The sequence below is a fragment of the Micromonospora sp. RTBAU3-60 genome (genome assembly GCF_054963695.1).
Window position 1 is genome coordinate 1 of record NZ_JBUEGB010000038.1, and the last position, 17,705, is coordinate 17,705.

At 72.3% G+C, this 17,705-nt stretch carries 11 protein-coding genes, 2 tRNA genes and 1 pseudogene; 4 read left to right on the forward strand and 10 right to left on the reverse strand.

Features of this window, described 5'->3' with window-relative positions:
- Positions 1 to 394: 394 nt before the first annotated feature.
- From ACY34I_RS27525 to ACY34I_RS27540, 4 genes and pseudogenes are all read right to left on the reverse strand, one after another.
- A tRNA-Ile gene (locus ACY34I_RS27525) sits at positions 395 to 471 on the reverse strand.
- A gap of 143 nt (positions 472 to 614) precedes the next feature.
- A pseudogene (locus ACY34I_RS27530) lies at positions 615 to 1,861 on the reverse strand (NAD(P)/FAD-dependent oxidoreductase).
- A complete protein-coding gene (locus tag ACY34I_RS27535) occupies positions 1,851 to 3,989 on the reverse strand; it encodes an MMPL family transporter (RefSeq protein WP_462757936.1) in 2,139 nt (712 codons plus the stop codon). The pseudogene ACY34I_RS27530 and the gene ACY34I_RS27535 overlap by 11 nt, the downstream one beginning before the upstream one ends.
- A 274-nt stretch (positions 3,990 to 4,263) precedes the next feature.
- Positions 4,264 to 4,336, reverse strand: a tRNA-Asn gene (locus ACY34I_RS27540).
- Positions 4,337 to 4,622: 286 nt separating this feature from the next.
- On the opposite strand from ACY34I_RS27540, the gene ACY34I_RS27545 reads away from it, so the two are divergent.
- From ACY34I_RS27545 to ACY34I_RS27560, 4 genes are all read left to right on the forward strand, one after another.
- Positions 4,623 to 5,003: a hypothetical protein gene (locus ACY34I_RS27545; protein WP_148794394.1), complete on the forward strand. Its 381-nt coding sequence runs from the start codon at positions 4,623 to 4,625 to the stop codon at positions 5,001 to 5,003.
- A gap of 264 nt (positions 5,004 to 5,267) precedes the next feature.
- Positions 5,268 to 8,603, forward strand: coding sequence for a ThuA domain-containing protein (locus ACY34I_RS27550; protein ID WP_462757937.1), 3,336 nt, complete (start codon positions 5,268 to 5,270; stop codon positions 8,601 to 8,603).
- 83 nt (positions 8,604 to 8,686) lie between these two features.
- Positions 8,687 to 9,760, forward strand: a complete 1,074-nt coding sequence (locus tag ACY34I_RS27555) for a sugar phosphate isomerase/epimerase family protein (RefSeq protein WP_255472800.1) — start codon at positions 8,687 to 8,689, stop codon at positions 9,758 to 9,760.
- A gap of 110 nt (positions 9,761 to 9,870) precedes the next feature.
- On the forward strand, positions 9,871 to 11,052 hold the full coding sequence (locus tag ACY34I_RS27560; protein ID WP_462757938.1) for an ROK family transcriptional regulator: 1,182 nt from the start codon (positions 9,871 to 9,873) through the stop codon (positions 11,050 to 11,052).
- 224 nt (positions 11,053 to 11,276) lie between these two features.
- Here the strand turns inward: ACY34I_RS27560 and ACY34I_RS27565 are convergent, their stop codons facing one another.
- The 6 genes from ACY34I_RS27565 to ACY34I_RS27590 all read right to left on the reverse strand — a co-directional run bounded on the left by ACY34I_RS27565 (position 11,277) and on the right by ACY34I_RS27590 (position 17,693).
- A complete protein-coding gene (locus tag ACY34I_RS27565; RefSeq protein ID WP_148804501.1) occupies positions 11,277 to 12,287 on the reverse strand; it encodes a sugar phosphate isomerase/epimerase family protein in 1,011 nt (336 codons plus the stop codon).
- Between the two features lie 212 nt (positions 12,288 to 12,499).
- On the reverse strand, positions 12,500 to 13,567 hold the full coding sequence (locus ACY34I_RS27570) for a polyprenyl synthetase family protein (protein ID WP_462757939.1): 1,068 nt from the start codon (positions 13,565 to 13,567) through the stop codon (positions 12,500 to 12,502).
- Positions 13,564 to 14,958, reverse strand: coding sequence for an alkaline phosphatase family protein (locus tag ACY34I_RS27575; protein ID WP_462757940.1), 1,395 nt, complete (start codon positions 14,956 to 14,958; stop codon positions 13,564 to 13,566). The genes ACY34I_RS27570 and ACY34I_RS27575 overlap by 4 nt, the downstream gene beginning before the upstream one ends.
- A 76-nt stretch (positions 14,959 to 15,034) precedes the next feature.
- Entirely contained in the window at positions 15,035 to 16,222 is a 1,188-nt protein-coding gene (eboE, locus tag ACY34I_RS27580) for a metabolite traffic protein EboE (RefSeq protein WP_462757941.1), read from the reverse strand.
- The gene (locus ACY34I_RS27585; RefSeq protein ID WP_462757942.1) at positions 16,222 to 17,073 is read right to left on the reverse strand and encodes a TatD family hydrolase; all 852 of its coding nucleotides are present in this window, start codon (positions 17,071 to 17,073) and stop codon (positions 16,222 to 16,224) included. Before ACY34I_RS27585 ends, eboE begins: the two co-directional genes overlap by 1 nt.
- The gene (locus ACY34I_RS27590; protein ID WP_462757943.1) at positions 17,073 to 17,693 is read right to left on the reverse strand and encodes an EboA domain-containing protein; all 621 of its coding nucleotides are present in this window, start codon (positions 17,691 to 17,693) and stop codon (positions 17,073 to 17,075) included. Before ACY34I_RS27590 ends, ACY34I_RS27585 begins: the two co-directional genes overlap by 1 nt.
- Between the last annotated feature and the right edge of the window lie 12 nt (positions 17,694 to 17,705).

The window sequence follows — 17,705 nt, forward strand, 5'->3', positions numbered from 1 at the left end:
GCGAGTCCTCCCACTGAAAGTGCGACCATCCCCCGAGCCCGAGGCGGTGGTCGCGGTCAGCGACCACCGCACCGTGTGGTGTCCGGGGGCTCGGCCCCCGGAGCAGACATGACGAGTGACTCCAGCTTGCGCCTTCCGCAAGCAGACTCCACCCAGCCACGCGTGGACCGGATGCGGCAGAACACGAACCGAATTCCCCAGCTCAGGGGGCCTGTTGTGTCAGTTTCGGCTGTTCTTCGGCGAGAATCGTAGGTACAACAACCCGCGCCTGCACTCAGCCTGGATCGGAAGCGTGGATCAGCGGGGAGCCGACGACGTGAGACGAATTCCGTGAGTGCGGAAAGCCTCAGTTCCACCCAGGCCGTCGTGGAAATCCGTGATCTAGCGTTTGTGCTGGTGGGGCGGGCGGGACTCGAACCCGCGACCGAGGGATTATGAGTCCCCTGCTCTAACCCGCTGAGCTACCGCCCCGCTGCCGCGCCGGATCGTAACCCGCTCAACGGATCACCGGCCACCACCCGAACGGGCCGGGCTCAAGATCCGACCGGCACGATGGGCAACGCGAGAATAACAGCGCGTCGTGGGGGCGACGGTGGCCGAGCCGTCCATTGCGCTCAACCTGCGCCGCGTAGCTCCGCCAGCACCGCTCCGGCCGCCCGCCAGCCGCTGGCGAGCGCTCCCTGGATGGATGGGCTGTCCCGGTGGTCGCCGGCGACGAAGAGCCCGTCGCCGAGCGCGACCGGTTTGCGTAGCCGGCCCTGCGGCGGGCGCGCGGCGGGCAGCGCGTTCGGGACGGTGACGGTGGTCAGGTGGGTCCAGTCGGCGGTGGACCGCCCGTAGAGCCGGTCCAGCTCCCGGCGGATGACCGCCTCGGGCGGGGGCTGCGGCCCGACCACCGAGGTGGCCACCAGGTGCTTCCCGGCCGGCGCGTACGTGGGCGCGGCTCGGCTGAGCACCACCGTGTTGGCCACCAGTTCCCGCCGCTCTCCGTCGAGCAGCAGGATCGGCTCGTCCAGGGGCGGCGTGTCGGCGCTGTGGTAGTAGGTCGTGCAGTTGTGCATGCGTACCCGGTGGAGCTGGGGCAGCAGCGTGGTCGCCGCCGGCGGGTCGGCGGCGACCAGGACGGCGCGGCAGGCGAGGTCGCCGGTCTGGGTGCGGATCCGGCCCGGTGCGACCTCGGTGACCTGGGTGTGCAGCTCGATCAGCTCGGCGGGCAGTGGGGCCGCGATGGCTTGGGGCAGCGCGGCCATCCCCTGGGCGGGCAGGCCGATCCGCCCGCGGGCGAACGAGCGCAGGATCATGGCCAGCACGTGGCTGGAGGTCGCCAGCTCCCGGTCGAGGAGGACGCCGGAGAGGAACGGCCGGAGCAGCCCCTCGATGATCGCGTCGGAAAGGCCGGCCCGGCGCAGCGCCGCGCCGCTTCGGTGGTGGTCTCTAGCGCGGTGAGCAGTCGACTCACCGGCAGGGTGGCGCAGCCGGTGACGAGCCCGGCGAAGCGCATCCGGTCCGACAGCCACCCTATCCCGGCGGTCAGCGTGCCGGCGACGCCGGCGGGCTCGCGCAGCGGGTTGACCAGCCGGTCCAGCCGGTCGCCGCGGCGGACCAGCACGCCGGGGGTGAACCAGCCCAGGTCCAGGGTGGCCAGGTCGAGGAGGCCGCCGAGCCGCGGGTAGGCGGTGTTGAGCACCTGGAAGCCTCGGTCCAGCAGGTAGCCGTCGGCCTGGTCGGTGGCGACCCGGCCGCCGAGCCGGTCGCCGGCCTCGAGCAGCCGCCGCGGCACGCCGGCGCGGTGCAGCCGGCGGGCCGCGGCGAGGCCGGCCAGGCCGCCGCCGACGATGACCACGTCGGCCTCAGCGGACATGCGTCACCTCCGCCCCGGCCCGGTCGCCGTCCCGGTTGGCCCGGGACAGCCGGCTCGGCCACCAGACTTTCGGCCCGATGTCGTACGCGAGCGCGGGCACCAGCAGGGACCGGACGACGACGGTGTCGAGCAGCACCCCGACGGCGACCGCCACGCCCAGCTCGACGAGCACCACCAGCGGCAGCACGGCGAGCGCGGAGAAGGTGGCGGCGAGCACGATGCCGGCGGAGGTGATCACGCCGCCGGTGACGGCGAGGCCGGCGAGCACCCCGGCGCGGGTGCCCCGGCGGACCGATTCCTCGCGCACCCGGCTCATCAGGAAGATGTTGTAGTCGATGCCGAGGGCGACCAGGAACACGAACGCGAAGAGCGGGAACGACTGGTCGACGCCGGGGAAGTCGAGGCCGTACCTGAAGATCAACGCGCAGAGGCCGAGCGTGGCCAGGAACGACAGCACCACGGTGGCGATCAGCAGCAGCGGGGCGAGTAGGGCGCGCAGCAGCAGGGCCAGGATGACCGCGATGACCAGCAGCACCACGGGGATGATGACGTTGCGGTCCCGGACGGCGGCGTCGGCGGTGTCCACGTTGACGGCGGTGAAGCCACCCACCACGGCGCCGGCGCCGGGCACCTTGTGCACCGCCTCGCGCAGGTCGCGGATGGTCCGCTCGGCGGCGTGGCTGTCCGGCGGGTCGGCGAGGGTGGCCTCCAGCTCCACCCGCCCGTCGACCACCTTGGGCGGCGCGTTCGGGTCGGGTGGCCCGCCCGGTCCCTGGCCGGTGACCGGGCGCACCGCGGACACCCCGGGTACGCCCTGGGCCACCTGGGCGACCTGCCGGGCGGTGGCTGCGGTGGTGAAGATGGTGGCCGGGCTGCCGGTGCCGGCCGGGAAGTGCCTCGTGATCACCTCCTGACCGGCCACCGAGTCGGTGCGCTTGGTGAACAGATGGGACTGCCCCAGGGTGGTGGCGCCGAGCTGGGTCACGCCGACGGCGAGCGCGGCCAGGACGATCGCGGTGACCAGCCAGACGGGTCGGGACCGCCGGGCGACGAAGCCGGCGATGCGGCCCCAGACGCCGTGCTCGGTCCGCGGGTCGGCGTGGTCGTATCGGGGCCGTCGCGGCCAGAACGCCCAGCGTCCGCCGAGCAGCAGCAGGGCGGGGAGGAAGGTCAGCATCACCAGCAGGGTGGCGGCGATGCCGACGGCGGCGACCGGCCCGAGCGCGCGGTTGGAGTTGAGGGTGGACAGTAGGAGGCAGAGCAGGCTGAGGATGACGGTGGCGCCGGAGGCGATGATGGCTGGGCCGGCGCCCTTCCAGGCGGCGCGCATCGCGGCCCAGGGGCGCTCGTGCCGGTGCAGTTCCTCGCGGTAGCGGGCGATGAGCAGCAGCGCGTAGTCGGTGCCCGCGCCGAAGACCAGCACGGTGAGGATGCCCTGCGCCTGCCCGTTCAGCTTGATGGCGTCGTTGCGCGCGAGCTGATAGACGAAGAGCGAGGCGAGCGCGTACGACAGGCCGGCGGCGAGCAGCGGAAAGATCCAGAGCACCGGGCTGCGGTAGACGATCAGCAGGATGACCAGCACGACCACCAGGGTGACCAGCAGCAGCGGTCCGTCGATGGCGGTGAAGACCTCGATCAGGTCGGCGAGCAGGCCCGCCGGTCCGGCCACGTCCACGGTGAGCCCGTCCCGGTCGGTGCCCGCGATGCCGCGCAACTGGTCGACGACCTGCCGGATCCGCTCGCCTTCGGCGCTGTCGATCGGGACGATCACCTGTACGGCCTGGCCGTCCTGGCTGACGATCGGTGGCGGCAGCGGGGTGACCACGCCCGGCACCCGGGCGAAGCGGGCGGCGTCGGCCTGGACGCGCTGCTGGTCGGTCGGGGTGATGCCGGAGGCGCGCTCGTAGACGACGAGGGCGGGGGTGGTCTCCCTCGGCATGAAGCCGGCGGAGAGGTCCAGCGCCCGGGTTGCCTCGGCGTTGGCCGGCAGGAAGGAGGCGTTGTCGTTGGTGGCGACGTCGCCGAGCTTCCCCGAGTACGGTCCGGCGATCGCCCCGACCACGAGCCAGCCCAGCACGACCGCCGCCGCGGTCAGCGTGGCCGTCCAGCGGCGGGCTCCTCCGGCCATCTCCACCCACCCTCTGAACCGACGCACGAACCGACGCAGCGGGAGTCCCAGTCGACGTCCATCCTGCCGGGCAGAGCGGTCTTTTCGGGGGGAAACCGCCCGGGAGGCGCGTTTGCCCGGCCACAAGTCGCCACGGGTGAATCGTCTGCGTCATCAGCTCGACAGCGAGCGCGAGGCAAGGCGTCCGGAGGCGGGACCGAAGGCGCCGGCCATGGCGGGCCAGGAACGAGAAACGCCCGCCGACCTGTGTCGGCGGGCGCGCTGTGAAGAGAAGCTCCCCCGTTTGGACTCGAACCAAAAACCTGCCGGTTAACAGCCGGCTGCTCTGCCAATTGAGCTACGGGGGACCGCAGATCACCCGGTTACGGATCTCTCCGCGCCGGGCGACGGGGACAAGAATACAGGACATCCGGGGGTGGCGCGCCAGGGGGTTACCCGCCTTGGTGGCGGGGTTTTCCGGCGACACGATCAAGCATCAATACGGACAAATCGCCATCTGGGCACCCGGAGGCATGAGGGGAGAGCAGGATGGGTAGTTAGCCGCCGACAGAGGACGCAGGCGCGAGATGGCCACTGCCGGTCGGGAACCACCCGGTCGGCAGCGGCGGCGCGTCAGGTACGGAAGGAGCCGCCATGCGCGGAAAGATCATGTTTCTTGGCGGGCTGGCTGCGGGATTCGTCCTGGGCGCCCGTGCCGGTCGGGAGAAGTACGAGGAACTCGTCGTCCGGGGCCGCAAGGTGCTCGACCACCCGACCGTCCAGGAGGCGGCGGGCGTGGCGCAGGCCCAGGCGACCCGACTCTATGCCGAGGGCAAGGACAAGCTGGGGCAGACGAAGCTCGGCGAGAAGTTGACCAGCGGCAACGGCAACCGGCAGGGGCTGACCGAGGCCGACAAGCCGTTCGCCGGCACGCCGGCCTCGGTCGGCGCCAAGTCAGGTTCTACCAGCACGGGCTCGACCAGCGGCGGAAGCACCAAGCCGTCCGGCACGAGCGGCAGCAGCAGCAACTCCTGACGCCGCCAGGGCAGCGGGCCGATCGCCATCGGGCGATCGGCCCGTTCTCGTCTGTCCGGACGGGACCCAACCGCCCTACTTTTGCTGATCCTGAACAAAAGTCGAAGCGATTCATAGAAAACTTTTGGCTTCCACCTCTTCTCTTTGCTCGCCTCCGCAAATATCGTCTCGCGTAGAACCTGGCCAGGCTCTCGTCACCACATCAGCGACCTCCTCAGCTTCGTCCCGCGCTGAGGCGGACCCGCCCGACCAGAGCGAGGTTCGATGCGCAGACCCTTCGGCCGCAGGGCCGCCACCCACCTCAGCCTGCTCGCTCTCGTCGGCGCGACGCTCGTCGCGACGGCGGAGCAGGCTCCGACCCCGGCGCAGGCCGCGCCGGTGCTCACCACCCCCGCACCCAACAGCAACGGCATGCAGTACAAGGTGCTCGTGTTCACCCGGTCGGCCAGCGGCAACAACGCCGCCACCGCCGCCGGCGTGCAGGCCATCCAACAACTCGGGCAGGAGCGACGCTTCACCGTCGAGGTCACCAACGACGCTCGCAAGTTCGACGAGCCGCACCTGAAGCAGTTCCGCGCGGTGGTGTTCCTGAACACCGCCGGTGACGTGCTCGACGACGCCCAGCAGGCGGCCTTCGAGCAGTACTACCGCGACGGCGGCGGCTTCGTCGGCGTCAACTCCGCCATCGAGGCCGAACCGGACTGGTCCTTCCTGACCAACGTGCTCGGCACCCGGGCCACCGGCGCGCCGTCCGCGGTCAGCAAGGCCACGGTCACCGTCGCCGACCGGGTCCACCCGGCCTCGGAGACGCTGCCGCAGCGGTGGAGCACCACCGACCGGTGGTACAACTTCGCGGCCAACGTCCGGGGCGTATCGCACGTGCTGGCCACGGTGGACGAGAAGACGTACACCGGCGGCACCATGGGCTTCGACCACCCCATCACCTGGTGCAAGGACTACCAGGGCGGCCGGTCGTTCTACACCGGACTCGGCGCCACCCCGGAGAGCTACGGCACCGTGGACCTGCGGGCCCACCTGGGCGGCGCGATCCAGTGGGCGGCCGGCGTGACCGACGGCGACTGCGGCGCGACCGTGCTGGCCAACTACCAGATGACGGTCATCGGGGCGCAGCCCAACGTCAACGAGCCGATCGGTTTCGACGTGCTCCCCGACGGCCGGGTGATCCAGACCGACCGGCGCGGCGGCGTACGCCTGCACAACCCGGAGACCAACGAGACCACCGTCCTGGCCCAGATCCCGGTCTACACCCACAGCGAGGACGGGATGTACGGCCCGGCGATCGACAACGACTTCGCCACCAACAAGTGGGTCTACCTGTACTACGCGCCCCCGTTGAACACCCCCGCCGGGAGCGCGCCGACCACCAGCACCGACCCGCACGCCTGGGACCAGTGGAAGGGCTACTTCCAGCTCTCCCGGTTCAAGTTCGTCGACGGGGAGAACCCGTCGCTCGACCTCAGCACCGAGCAGAAGATCATGCAGGTGCCGGTCGACCGGGGCGCCTGCTGCCACGTGGCCGGTGACATCGCCTTCGACTCGAAGAACAACCTGTGGCTGGTCACCGGGGACGACACCCCGGCCGGCGGCGGTGGGTCGGGCGGCTTCTCGCCGCACAACGACTCGGTCAGCGCCACCGGTGTCTACCAGGCGCCCTTCGTGGACGCCCGGCGCAGCTCGGCCAACACCAACGACCTGCGGGGCAAGATCCTGCGGATCACCGTGGGCGCGGACGGCTCGTACACCGTCCCGGCGGGCAACCTGTTCCCGGCCGGCACGGAGAAGACCCGGCCCGAGATCTACGCGATGGGCTTCCGGAACCCGTTCCGGATCACCCTCGACAAGAACGACGTCGCCTACATCACCGACTACTCCCCCGACTCCTCAGTGCCCCAGGTCGGGCGCGGACCGGCGGGCACCGGTCGGATGATGGTGGTCGACAAGCCGGCGAACTACGGTTGGCCGATGTGCGTGCAGCCGAACCTGCCGTACATCGAAATGAACTGGACCACCAACCCCATCTCGCCGGTCGCGCCGTTCGACTGCGCGGCGCCGAAGAACACCTCCCGGCACAACACCGGTCTGACCGACCTGCCGAAGGTGGAGAAGTCGGAGCTGTGGTATTCGTTCCAGGCGCCGACCCCCTGCCCGGAGTCCTACCTGTCTACTCCGACGCAGACCTGCCCGGTGCTCTTCCCCGAGTTGGGCACCGGTGGGGTCGGCCCGCACGGCGCGGCGAAGTACGACTACGACCCGGAGCTGAGGTCGGAGACGAAGTTCCCCGAGTACTACGACGGCGCCATCTTCTTCGGCGAGTTCACCCGGGACACCCTCAAGGAGATCCGGCTGGACGACCAGGGTGACATCCTGAAGATCAACAACGTGTTGAACTGCGGGCAGGCACCCACCACCCCGGCCAAGCCGTTCCTCTGCGACAACCCGATGGACATGCGGTGGGGCAAGGACGGCAACTTCTACCTGCTCACCTACGGCGACGGGTTCTTCAACATCAACCCGGACGCGGCGATGCTCAAGTTCAGCTACGTCAAGGGCCTGCGGGCACCGACTGCCGTGCTGAACGCCACCCCGACCAACGGGCGGGCACCGCTGACCGTCGCCTTCTCCAGCGAGGGCTCGAAGGACCCGGACCCGGGCGACTCGATCAAGTTCGCCTGGGACTTCGACGGCAACGGCACCACCGACTCGATCGACCCGAACCCGTCGTTCACCTACACCACCAACGGGGTCTACACCGCCCGCCTGACGGTGACCGACTCCAGCGGCAAGACCGCGTCGGCGAACACCACCATCACCGTCGGCAACACCGCGCCGACCGTCACGGTCAACACCCCGCTCGAAGGCGGCTTCTTCAACTGGGGTGACGACATCCCGTGGACGGTCACCGTCACCGACCCGGAGGACGGGCCGATCGACTGCAGCAAGGTCGAGGTGACCTTCGTGCTCGGCCACGACAGCCACGGGCACGGTGAGGCCAACCAGTTCGGCTGCACCGGGGTGCTGCCCACGGACGCGGACGACGCCTCGCACGGCGGCTACATCTACGGCGTGGTCAGCGCGTCGTACACCGACAAGGGCGCCAACGGGCAGCCGGCGCTGACCACGGTGGACCAGCAGATCATCCAGGCCAAGCGGCAGGAGGTCGAGTTCGCCACCGACGAGTCCGGCACCACGGTCGCCACCACCGCCGACACCGGCGGCGGGCAGCAGCGCGGCAGCCTCGACCCGGGTGACTGGATCGCGATCAACAACACCGTCAACCTGACCAACATGCAGTCGGTCACGCTGCGCACCTCCGGTGGCAGCGCGGCCACCGCCGGTCAGCCGCGGTTCGGCGTCCAGTTCCGCCTGGACTCCCCCACCGGCCCGCTGCTGACCACCGCCACGGTCAACGCGACCAGCGGCAACAACGCCTTCACCAGCACCACCGTGCCGATCACCGACCCGGGCGGGACGCACAAGCTCTACCTGGTCTTCACCACCGTCCCCGGCGGGCCGACCAGCGGCTTCGGCAACCTCAACTGGGTCGAGTTCACCGGCCAGGGCATCGGCGTCACCCCGTGACGCCCGGGTGGGGCCGCCCACCGGGCGGTCCCACCCCGGCCCCCTTCCCCACCACCACCATCACCTCAGAAAGGCAGCCCGAGATGAACGACAGCACACACGGGATGAGCCGCCGCCGGATGCTCGGCACCATCGCCGGGGCGGCCGGCGCGGTCGCCGTCGGCGCCGCCGGCTGGGCCCCCTCGGCCGCCGCGGCGAGCAACGGCGTGCTCGTCCCGACCGGCAAGCGGGGCATCATCCTCTACAGCGTCCGCGACCGGATCGGTGCCGCCGACGACGGCAGCGGAGTGCCGTTCGGGTTCGAGCGGGTGCTCGGCCGGCTCGCCGAGATCGGCTACAAGGAGGTCGAGTTCGCCGGCTACACGCAGCACACCTCGATCCTCGGCCGGCAGATCACCCCGGCGGAGATCCGCAAGATCCTCGACGACAACGGGCTGCGCGCCAACGGCTCGCACGCCTCCGTCCCGAGCACGGTCACCCCGACCACGATCGCCCAGTTCGAGCAGACGCTGGACACCGCCGAGATCCTCGGCATGACGCACATCGGCACCGGCAGCGACCCGACGGGCAGCAACTACAAGGCCGACTGGGACGCCGCCGCCGACCGGTGGAACACCTTCGGCGAGATGGCCGCCGCGCGGGGGCTGAAGCTCTACACCCACAACCATGACGCGGCGTACAACTTCCTGCTGGACAGCGGGCCGCTGGACGCGCTGGGCCGGCCGACCCGGTCCTCCGGCATCCGCAAGCTGGAGTACTTCTTCGGGCTCACCAACCCGGAGTGGGTCTGGTTCGAGATGGACATCTACTGGGCGCACGTGGCGCAGTACCGCTACCGCAGCTACACCGACCCGGACGGGGTGACCCAGACGAACATCTTCGACCCGCTCGCCACGGTGGCGGCCCGCACGATGCGGTTCCCGCTGTTCCACGCCAAGGACGGTAAGATCAACACGGGCACCACCAACGGGTACGACATGGTGCCGCTCGGCCAGGGCGACATCGACTACGGCGGCTTCTTCGCCAACATGGGCGCCAAGGGCTACCACAACCCGATGTGGGAGCAGGACACCGCGCCCGGTGGCAGCGCCGACCCGGGCCGGTCGCTGCGCTACGCGGAGATCAGCTACCAGCACATGTCGAGTCTGCGGGGCTGATCCGACCCGCCGACCCGTAGAGGGGGGCCGCGCCCGGGAAACCGGGGGCGGCCCCTTCGCGTCACGCGGTGGTGACGCGGGTGTGGCACATTCGGAAGCGAGGTGATCGTATGACCATGGTCGGACCGGAGAACGCGGACCAGGCGCGGCTGCTGCGACTGCTGCGCGACGGCCCGCGCTCCCGGGTGGAACTGGCGGACGCCGTGGGCCTGCCCCGGGCCCGGTTCACCGCCGAGGTGGACCGGCTGACCGCGCAGGGGCTGGTGGAGACGGCCGGGCCGGCCGCGTCCCGGGGCGGCCGCCGGTCGTCGCTGCTCCGGATCGCCGGGCAGGTCCGGTTTGGCGCGGTGGTCGTCGGCGACGGGCGGCTCGATGTCGCGCTCACCGACGGCGAGCTGACCGTGCTCGCCCGGCACGGCGAGCCGCTCGACGCACGGGTCGGTCCGGAAGCGGTGGTGGGCCGTGCGGTCGAGGTGCTCGGCAAGCTCCGCGCCGAGGCCGGGCTGGTCCGGCTGGCCGGGGTCGGGGTGGCCCTGCCGGGACCGGTCGCGGTCCGCGCCGGCGCGCCGTCCGTCGCGCCCGCCCTGCCCGGCTGGCACCAGTTCCCGGTCCGCGACACCATCGCCGCCGAGCTGGGTTGCCCGGTGCAGGTCGACAACGACGCCAACGTGATGGCGCTCGGCGAGCAGCACGCCGGCACCGGCCGGGCGTTCGACGACTTCCTCTACGTGAAGCTGGGCAACGCGATCGGCTCCGGGCTGATCCTCGGCGGCGCGCTGTACCGGGGCGCGGCGAGCGGGGCCGGTGACGTCGGTCACCTCCAGCTCACCGAGGACGGGCCGCTGTGCGGCTGCGGTCAGCCCGGCTGCCTGGAGGCGTACTGCGGGGATGCCGCGCTGGTGCGGGACGCGGTGACCGCGGCGCGGGCCGGACGCTCGACGGCGCTCGGCGACCGGCTGGCGGCGGCCGGCACGCTGACCATGGCCGACGTGGCCCGGGCCGCGATCGGCGGCGACCCGGTCGCGCAGACCCTGGTCCGCGACGCCGCCCGCCGGCTCGGGCAGGTGCTGGTCAGCCTGGTCAGCTTCGTCAATCCGGCCATCGTGATCATCGGCGGGGCGGCCCCCGGCATCGGCCCGGTCCTGCTGGCCGAGATCCGCGGCGTGGTCTACCGGCGCTCGACGCCGCTGGCCACCGGCAGCATGCCGATCGTCCTCTCCGACCTGGACGACCGCGCCGCGCTGGTCGGCGCGGCGCGCCTGGTCAGCGACCAGGTCTTCGCGGCCTGCTGATCGCCGGCGGCCTCGTTCCGGTCCGGCGGAGAGCACGGTGTCGTAGTCGCTCCCGATCGTGTCGGCCTGCACGGCCTTCGGGCGGGTGCCGCGAATCACTGGCTGGACGCTACGAACTTGATGACGTAGGTGAATCACCGGCGCTGCCCCGCCCGGCGGATCGACCGGCTGCGGCCGACCGGGGTGAATCGTTCACGTCATCAAGTTCGTAGCGGCCAAAAGGGTCAGTCCCGGTTGCTGCTGAAGGCGGCGTCGAAGGCCGCGGCCGGGGCGTCGAAGGCGAGCCGGCGGACGAACTGGATCGCCTCGGGCGCGCCGACGAGCCGGTCCATGCCGGCGTCCTCCCACTCGATGGAGATCGGGCCGTCGTAGCCGATCGCGTTCAACGCCCGGAAGCAGTCCTCCCACGGCACGTCCCCGTGGCCCGTGGACACGAAGTCCCAGCCGCGCCGCAGGTCCGCCCAGGGCAGGTGCGAGGAGAGCCGGCCCCGCCGCCCGTCGCCCGTACGCACCTTCGCGTCCTTGCAGTCGACGTGGTAGATCCGGTCGGCGAAGTCGAAGATGAAGTTGACCGGATCCAGCTCCTGCCAGACGAAGTGCGACGGGTCCCAGTTCAGCCCGAACGCGGGCCGGTGGCCGATCGCCTCCAGCGTCCGCTTCGTGGTCCAGTAGTCGTAGGCGATCTCACTGGGGTGCACCTCGTGCGCGAAGCGGACCCCCACCTCGTCGAAGACGTCGAGGATCGGGTTCCACCGGTCGGCGAAGTCCTGGTAGCCGCGTTCGATCATGGCCGGCGGCACCGGCGGGAACATCGCCAGCGTGTGCCAGATGGACGAGCCGGTGAAGCCGACCACCGTCCGCACCCCCAGCTTCGCCGCCGCGCGCGCGGTGTCCTTCATCTCCTCGGCGGCCCGGCGGCGTACGCCCTCCGGCTCGCCGTCGCCCCAGATCCGGGCGGGCAGGATGTCCTGGTGCCGCTCGTCGATCGGGTGGTCGCAGACCGCCTGCCCGACCAGGTGGTTGGAGATGGCGAAGACCTGCAGGTTGTGCTTGGCGAGGGTGGCCCGCTTCCGGTCCACGTACGACTCGTCGGCGAGCGCCTTGTCGACCTCGAAGTGGTCGCCCCAGCAGGCGATCTCGAGGCCATCGTAGCCCCACTCGGCGGCGAGCCGGCAGACCTCGTCGAACGGAAGATCGGCCCACTGGCCGGTGAACAGCGTGATGGGTCGCGCCATTGTCCTTCTCCCCTGTGGTGATGGGGGATTCCGTTGCGGGCCGGGGCGAGGGCGACCGGGCGTCAGCGACCCTGGGGCACCGGTGGGCGCGGTCGCGCCTCAGGCCCGACGGGTTGCGCCTCCCGTCGAGTCACCGGCCACCTCACGGTCGCCGCCCCCACTCTATTTCCGCCGCCCCGCTCGCGGAAGGCCCCATCCGCGGACTCTGGCCTTCACTGCCGGCGGTGCGCGGCGCGGACGGTCAGTTCGACCAGGGCCGAGCGGGCGGGCTCGGCCAGCGGCGTCCGGTCGAGCGCGGCACGGGCCTGGTCGACCCGGGTCTGGATCATCCCCTCGACCCGTTCCCGCGCGCCGGTGGCCTCGATGATCTCCCGCACCTCGGCCGCGCCCCCGTGGTCCAGTTCCTGGTCGCCGACCAGCGCCCGCAGCCGCGCCGCATCGGCCGGGCCGGCCGCCGCCCGGGCCAGCGCCAGCAGCACGGTCGGCTTGCCCTCCCGCAGGTCGTCCAGGTTCGACTTGCCGGTGACGGCCGGGTCGCCGAAGACGCCGAGCAGATCGTCGCGGAGTTGGAAGGCGTCCCCGAGCGGGTCGCCGAACTCCGCCAGCGCGGTCACCGCGGCCGGGTCGGCTCCGGCCAGGGCGGCACCGATCTGCACCGGCCGGGTCACCGTGTAGCGGGCCGTCTTCATCCGGACCACGGCGAGCGCGGAGGCCACCGAGCCGTCGCCGACCGCGGAGACCACGTCGAGGTACTCCCCCGCGATCACCTCCGCGCGCATCCGCGCGAAGACGGCGAGGCCCTGGCGGACCCGCCCCGGTTCGAGTCCGCAGTCGTGGAACATCTGCCCGGACCAGGCGGCGCAGAGGTCGCCGCAGAGCAGGGCAGCGTCCCGGCCGTACGCCTCGGGGTCGCCCTGCCAGCCGGAGCGGGCGTGCAGGTCGGCGAAGACCCGGTGCACCGAGGGCTGGCCGCGCCGCAGGTCGCTGCGGTCCAGGATGTCGTCGTGGATCAGGGCGAAGGCGTGGAACAACTCCAGCGCCGCCGCCGCGACCACGATCGGGGCGCCGTCCGGCCCCCCGAAGCCGCGCCACCCCCAGTAGCAGAACAGGGGCCGCAGCCGCTTGCCACCGGCGAGAACGAACCGGCGCAGCACGGCGTGGACGGCCCCCGTACCGTCGTCCGACCGACCCGGCCGCCGCTCGCGCAGGAACGCGGCGAGCGCGGCGTCGAAGCGGTCCCGCAGCAGGGCCGGGTCGGTCGGTGCGACGGTCACGGTCACGGCGCCTCCCGGGCCAGTCCGGCGAGCTGGAGCAGCAGGGCCTTCACGTCGGTCGCGGCGACCCGGTCCCGGGCTGCGGCCGGATCGGAGCAGAGCAGCACCGGCCCGTCGGCCGGGTCGGCGGGCAGCCGGCCGTGCGAGCCGCGGACCGCCCGCGCCCCCGCGTCCAGCCCCACCACGCTCATCAGGTAGCGCATGCCGAGCTTCTTGCGGGCCAGCGCCACCGCCGCCCGCCGCTTCGCGGCACCCGGTGCGGCCGGGTCGAAGAACAGCTCGGCCGGATCGTAGCCGGGCTTGCGGTGGATCTCCACGAGGCGGGCGAAGTCGGGTGCGCGGGCGTCGTCGAGCCAGTAGTAGTAGGTGAACCAGGCGTCCGGCTCGGCCACCAGCACCAGCTCCCCGGAACGCTCGTGGTCCAGCCCGTAGCCGGCCTGGCCCTCGGCGTCCAGCACCTCGGCGACCCCGGGCAGCCCGGCGCAGAGCTTGGCCACCGCCGGCACGTCGGCCGGGTCCTTGACGTAGACGTGCGCGACCTGGTGGTCGGCGACCGCGAAGGCGCGCGACGTCCACGGGTCCAGGTATTCCATGCCGTCCTGGGTGTAGACCCGCAGCAACCCCTCGGCGCGGAGCAGCCGGTTGACGTCGACCGGGCGGGAGACGTCGGTGATGCCGTACTCGGAGAGCACCACCACGGTGGCGTCCCGTTCCCTGGCGGCGTCCAGCAGCGGGCCGAGCACCGCGTCCAGCTCGGTCGCCGCGGCGGCGGCCTGCGGCGAGGACGGGCCGAACCGTTGCAGGTCGTAGTCGAGGTGCGGGACGTAGACCAGGGTCAGGTCCGGGGCCTCGTCGGCGAGGATCCGCTCGGCGGCACGGCAGATCCACCGGGACGAGGGCAGCCCGGCGCCCGGCCCCCAGTAGGTGAAGAGCGGGAAGGTGCCGAGCGCGTCGGTGAGGGTGTCGTGCAGCTCGGGCGGGTCGGTCCAGCAGTCCGGCTCCTTGCGCCCGTCGGCGTAGTAGATGGGGCGCGGGGTGACCGTCCAGTCCACGTCCGCGCCCATCGCGTACCACCAGCAGACGTTGGCCACCCGGTAGTCCGGCTCGACGCGGCGGGCCGCCTGCCACAGCTTCTCCCCGCCGACCAGGGCGTTGTGCTGCCGCCAGAGGAACACCTCGCCGAGGTCGCGGAAGTACCAGCCGTTGCCGACGATCCCGTGGCCGGACGGCAGCTCCCCGGTGAGGAAGGTGGACTGCGCCGAGCAGGTGACCGCGGGCAGCACCGTGCCCAGCTCGGCGGCGAAGCCCTCCTGCGCGACCGCGCGCAGCCGGGGCATGTGCGCCAGCAGGCGCGGGGTCAGCCCCACCACGTCGATGACCACCAACCGCTTGCTCATGCCGGCACCTCGCTTCGCTCGGCACCGCCATGAGGCACCACCGCGCTGGGTCGATGATTCACTCGCTGACGCTCGCTCATGCCGCCACCCCCGCCGTCGTGGCCAGCCCGAGCCCGATCAGCTCGTCGCGGGCGAAGGCCAGTTCGGCGGCGATGCCGGCGGCCAGCTCCGCGTCGGTGCGCGGTCGCCGCGCCGGCGGCAGCACCCCCCAGGTGTACGTCTCGACGTCCAGGTGCTCGCAGCCGGCGACCGGTCCGGCGTAGAGCGCGGCGAGCGCGGCCCGCAGCACCGGCAGGGTGGACCGCAGCGGCGGCTCGGGCGGGGCGTGCAGCGGCACGTGGTAGTGCACCCGCCACGGCCCGGGCAGCCGCGCGTCGAGGGCGGCGTCGAGGTCGTCGGCGGCGTACGCCGGGTCGGCCGGGTCGGTGACCTCGGCACAGCCGGCGGACCGGGTCTGGTGCAGGAAGCGCGGCTCCACCCAGCGGCGCAGCGCCTCGGCCGAGCCGTCCGGGTCGGCCGCCTCGACGGCGGCGGAGACCTGCACCTTGACCACCGGCAATCCGGCGGCCCGGAGCCGGCCCAGCGCCTCGGCCGGCTCCTCCCATGCGCAGGCGAGGTGGGCCAGGTCGAGGCAGATCCCGAGCCGGTCCAAATCCATGGCTGAGAATATCTCACGCGCCTGTCCCGTGGACTCCACCAGGCAGCCCGGTTCCGGCTCGAAGCCGACCCGGATCGTCCGGCCGGTCTCCCGTTCCACTGCGGCGAGTCCGGCCGCCAGCTCGTCCAGGCGGCGCCGGGCAAGGTCGGCCCGGCCGGTGTCCCACGGCGTGCGCCAGGCCAGCGGCAGCGTGGAGATCGAGCCGCGGGCCGCGTCCTCGGGGAGCAGGTCGGCCAGCACCCGGGCCAGGTCCAGGGTGTACCCGAGCCGCTCCGGGGTGGTCCAGTCCGGGTGGTACACCGCGCCCTTCACCACCGGCGCCTGGAAGGCCGCGTACGGGAAGCCGTTGAGGGTGACCACCTCGAGGCCGCGTACGGTCAGCTCGTGCCGGAGCCGGCGGCGGGCCGCCGGGTCGGCGGCGAGCGCGGCGGCCACCGGGGCGGCCAGCCACAGCCCCAGCCCGAGCAGGTCGGCGCCGAGGGCCCGGCGGACCGGGAGCGCGTACGTGTCGAGCTGGGCGAGGATCCCGGCCAGGTCCTCGGCCGGGTGGACGTTGGTGCAGTAGCCGAGGTGGACGGTGCTGCCGTCGGCGTGCCGGAACCGCATCACTCGCCCCCGCGCAGGATGGAGTTGCCGGCGAAGGTGGGCGCCGGCGCGTCGACGTCGGTGAGGTCCAGCTTTCCGGACTGGCCGTAGAACTCGACCGGGTTGCGCCACAGCACCCGGTCCACGTCGTCCTCGGTGAACCCGGCGAGCAGCATCGCCTCCCCGGTGGCCCGGGTGAGCAGCGGGTCCGAGCGTCCCCAGTCGGCGGCCGAGTTGACCAGCATCCGCTCGGTCCCGTACGTCTTCAGCAGCTCGACCATCCGCGGCGGGGACATCTTCGTCTCCGGATAGATGGAGAAGCCCAGCCAGCAGCCGGTGTCCCGGACCAGCTTCACGGTGACCTCGTTGAGGTGGTCGACCAGCACCCGGCCGGGTTCGATGCCGGACTCGGCGACCACCGCCAGGGTGCGCTCGACGCCGCGGGCCTTGTCGCGGTGTGGGGTGTGCACCAGGGCGGGCAGGTCGTGCGCGACGGCCAGGGCGAGCTGCCCGGCGAAGGCGGCGTCCTCGGCCGGGGTCATCGAGTCGTAGCCGATCTCACCGATCGCCACCACGCCGTCCTTGTCGAGGTAGCGCGGGAGCAGGTCGAGCACCGGGTGGCAGCGCGGGTCGTTGGCCTCCTTCGGGTTCAGCGCCACGGTGGCGTGGTGCCGGACGCCGAACTGCCCGGCCCGGAACGGCTCCCAGCCGATCAGCGAGTCGAAGTAGTCGACGAACGAGGCGGCGCTGGTGCGTGGCTGGCCGAGCCAGAACGCGGGCTCCACCACCGCGCGTACCCCGGCGGCGGCCATCCGCTCGTAGTCGTCGGTGGTGCGTGAGGTCATGTGGATGTGCGGGTCGAAGATGCGCATCACGCCTCCCTGGCGGTGGTGGGGTGCGAGCCGGCGCCGAGCCGGTCGAGCAGGTCGGTGGCGTCGGCGGGCATGGTCCGGCCGGCCGCGTGCCGCTCGGCGGCGAACGCGGCCAGCATCGCCGCCAGCTCGCCGTCCGCCCGGCCGTGCAGGTCGTCGACGGCCGCCAGCGGCACGCCGGTGAACACGCACTTGAGCACGGCCTGCCGCCAGGCCGGCTGCTCCAGGTGCCGGGCGTACGGGCCGAGCGCGGCGGCGATCAGCCGGGTGTCGTTGGTGCGGATCGCGTCGTGCAGCAGCGGCACGCAGGCCGCCCCGATGGGCAGCAGCGGCAGGGCGCGCAGCACGGCCCGCTTCTCGGCGGCGTCGCCGTGCCGGTAGAGCGAGTCGGCCGCCGCCGCGTGGTCGGCGGGGAGCGCGGTGAGCAGCAGCGCCCGGGCGGCCTCGTCGACCGTCCAGCCGGGCGGGTCGGGCAGCGGCCCCCGCCCGCACCGCCGGGCGGCGGTGGCGAAGAGGCGCGCGATCGCCTTGGGCTCGGTCGCGACGCGGCGCAGGGCCGCGTCCAGCCACTGCGGATCGGGTACGCCCCGCAGCGCGGCGCGCAGTCGGTCGGGTGTCATGCCGTCTCCCCT

What these genes read in the sequence shown, in the direction of transcription:
- ACY34I_RS27535 (WP_462757936.1), bottom strand. Translation starts at nt 3,989, where the DNA reads ATGGCCGGAGGAGCCCGCCGCTGGACGGCCACGCTGACCGCGGCGGCG.
- ACY34I_RS27545 (WP_148794394.1), top strand. Translation starts at nt 4,623, where the DNA reads ATGCGCGGAAAGATCATGTTTCTTGGCGGGCTGGCTGCGGGATTCGTC.
- ACY34I_RS27550 (WP_462757937.1), top strand. Translation starts at nt 5,268, where the DNA reads ATGCGCAGACCCTTCGGCCGCAGGGCCGCCACCCACCTCAGCCTGCTC.
- ACY34I_RS27555 (WP_255472800.1), top strand. Translation starts at nt 8,687, where the DNA reads ATGAACGACAGCACACACGGGATGAGCCGCCGCCGGATGCTCGGCACC.
- ACY34I_RS27560 (WP_462757938.1), top strand. Translation starts at nt 9,871, where the DNA reads ATGACCATGGTCGGACCGGAGAACGCGGACCAGGCGCGGCTGCTGCGA.
- ACY34I_RS27565 (WP_148804501.1), bottom strand. Translation starts at nt 12,287, where the DNA reads ATGGCGCGACCCATCACGCTGTTCACCGGCCAGTGGGCCGATCTTCCG.
- ACY34I_RS27575 (WP_462757940.1), bottom strand. Translation starts at nt 14,958, where the DNA reads ATGAGCAAGCGGTTGGTGGTCATCGACGTGGTGGGGCTGACCCCGCGC.
- eboE (WP_462757941.1), bottom strand. Translation starts at nt 16,222, where the DNA reads ATGCGGTTCCGGCACGCCGACGGCAGCACCGTCCACCTCGGCTACTGC.
- ACY34I_RS27585 (WP_462757942.1), bottom strand. Translation starts at nt 17,073, where the DNA reads ATGCGCATCTTCGACCCGCACATCCACATGACCTCACGCACCACCGAC.
- ACY34I_RS27590 (WP_462757943.1), bottom strand. Translation starts at nt 17,693, where the DNA reads ATGACACCCGACCGACTGCGCGCCGCGCTGCGGGGCGTACCCGATCCG.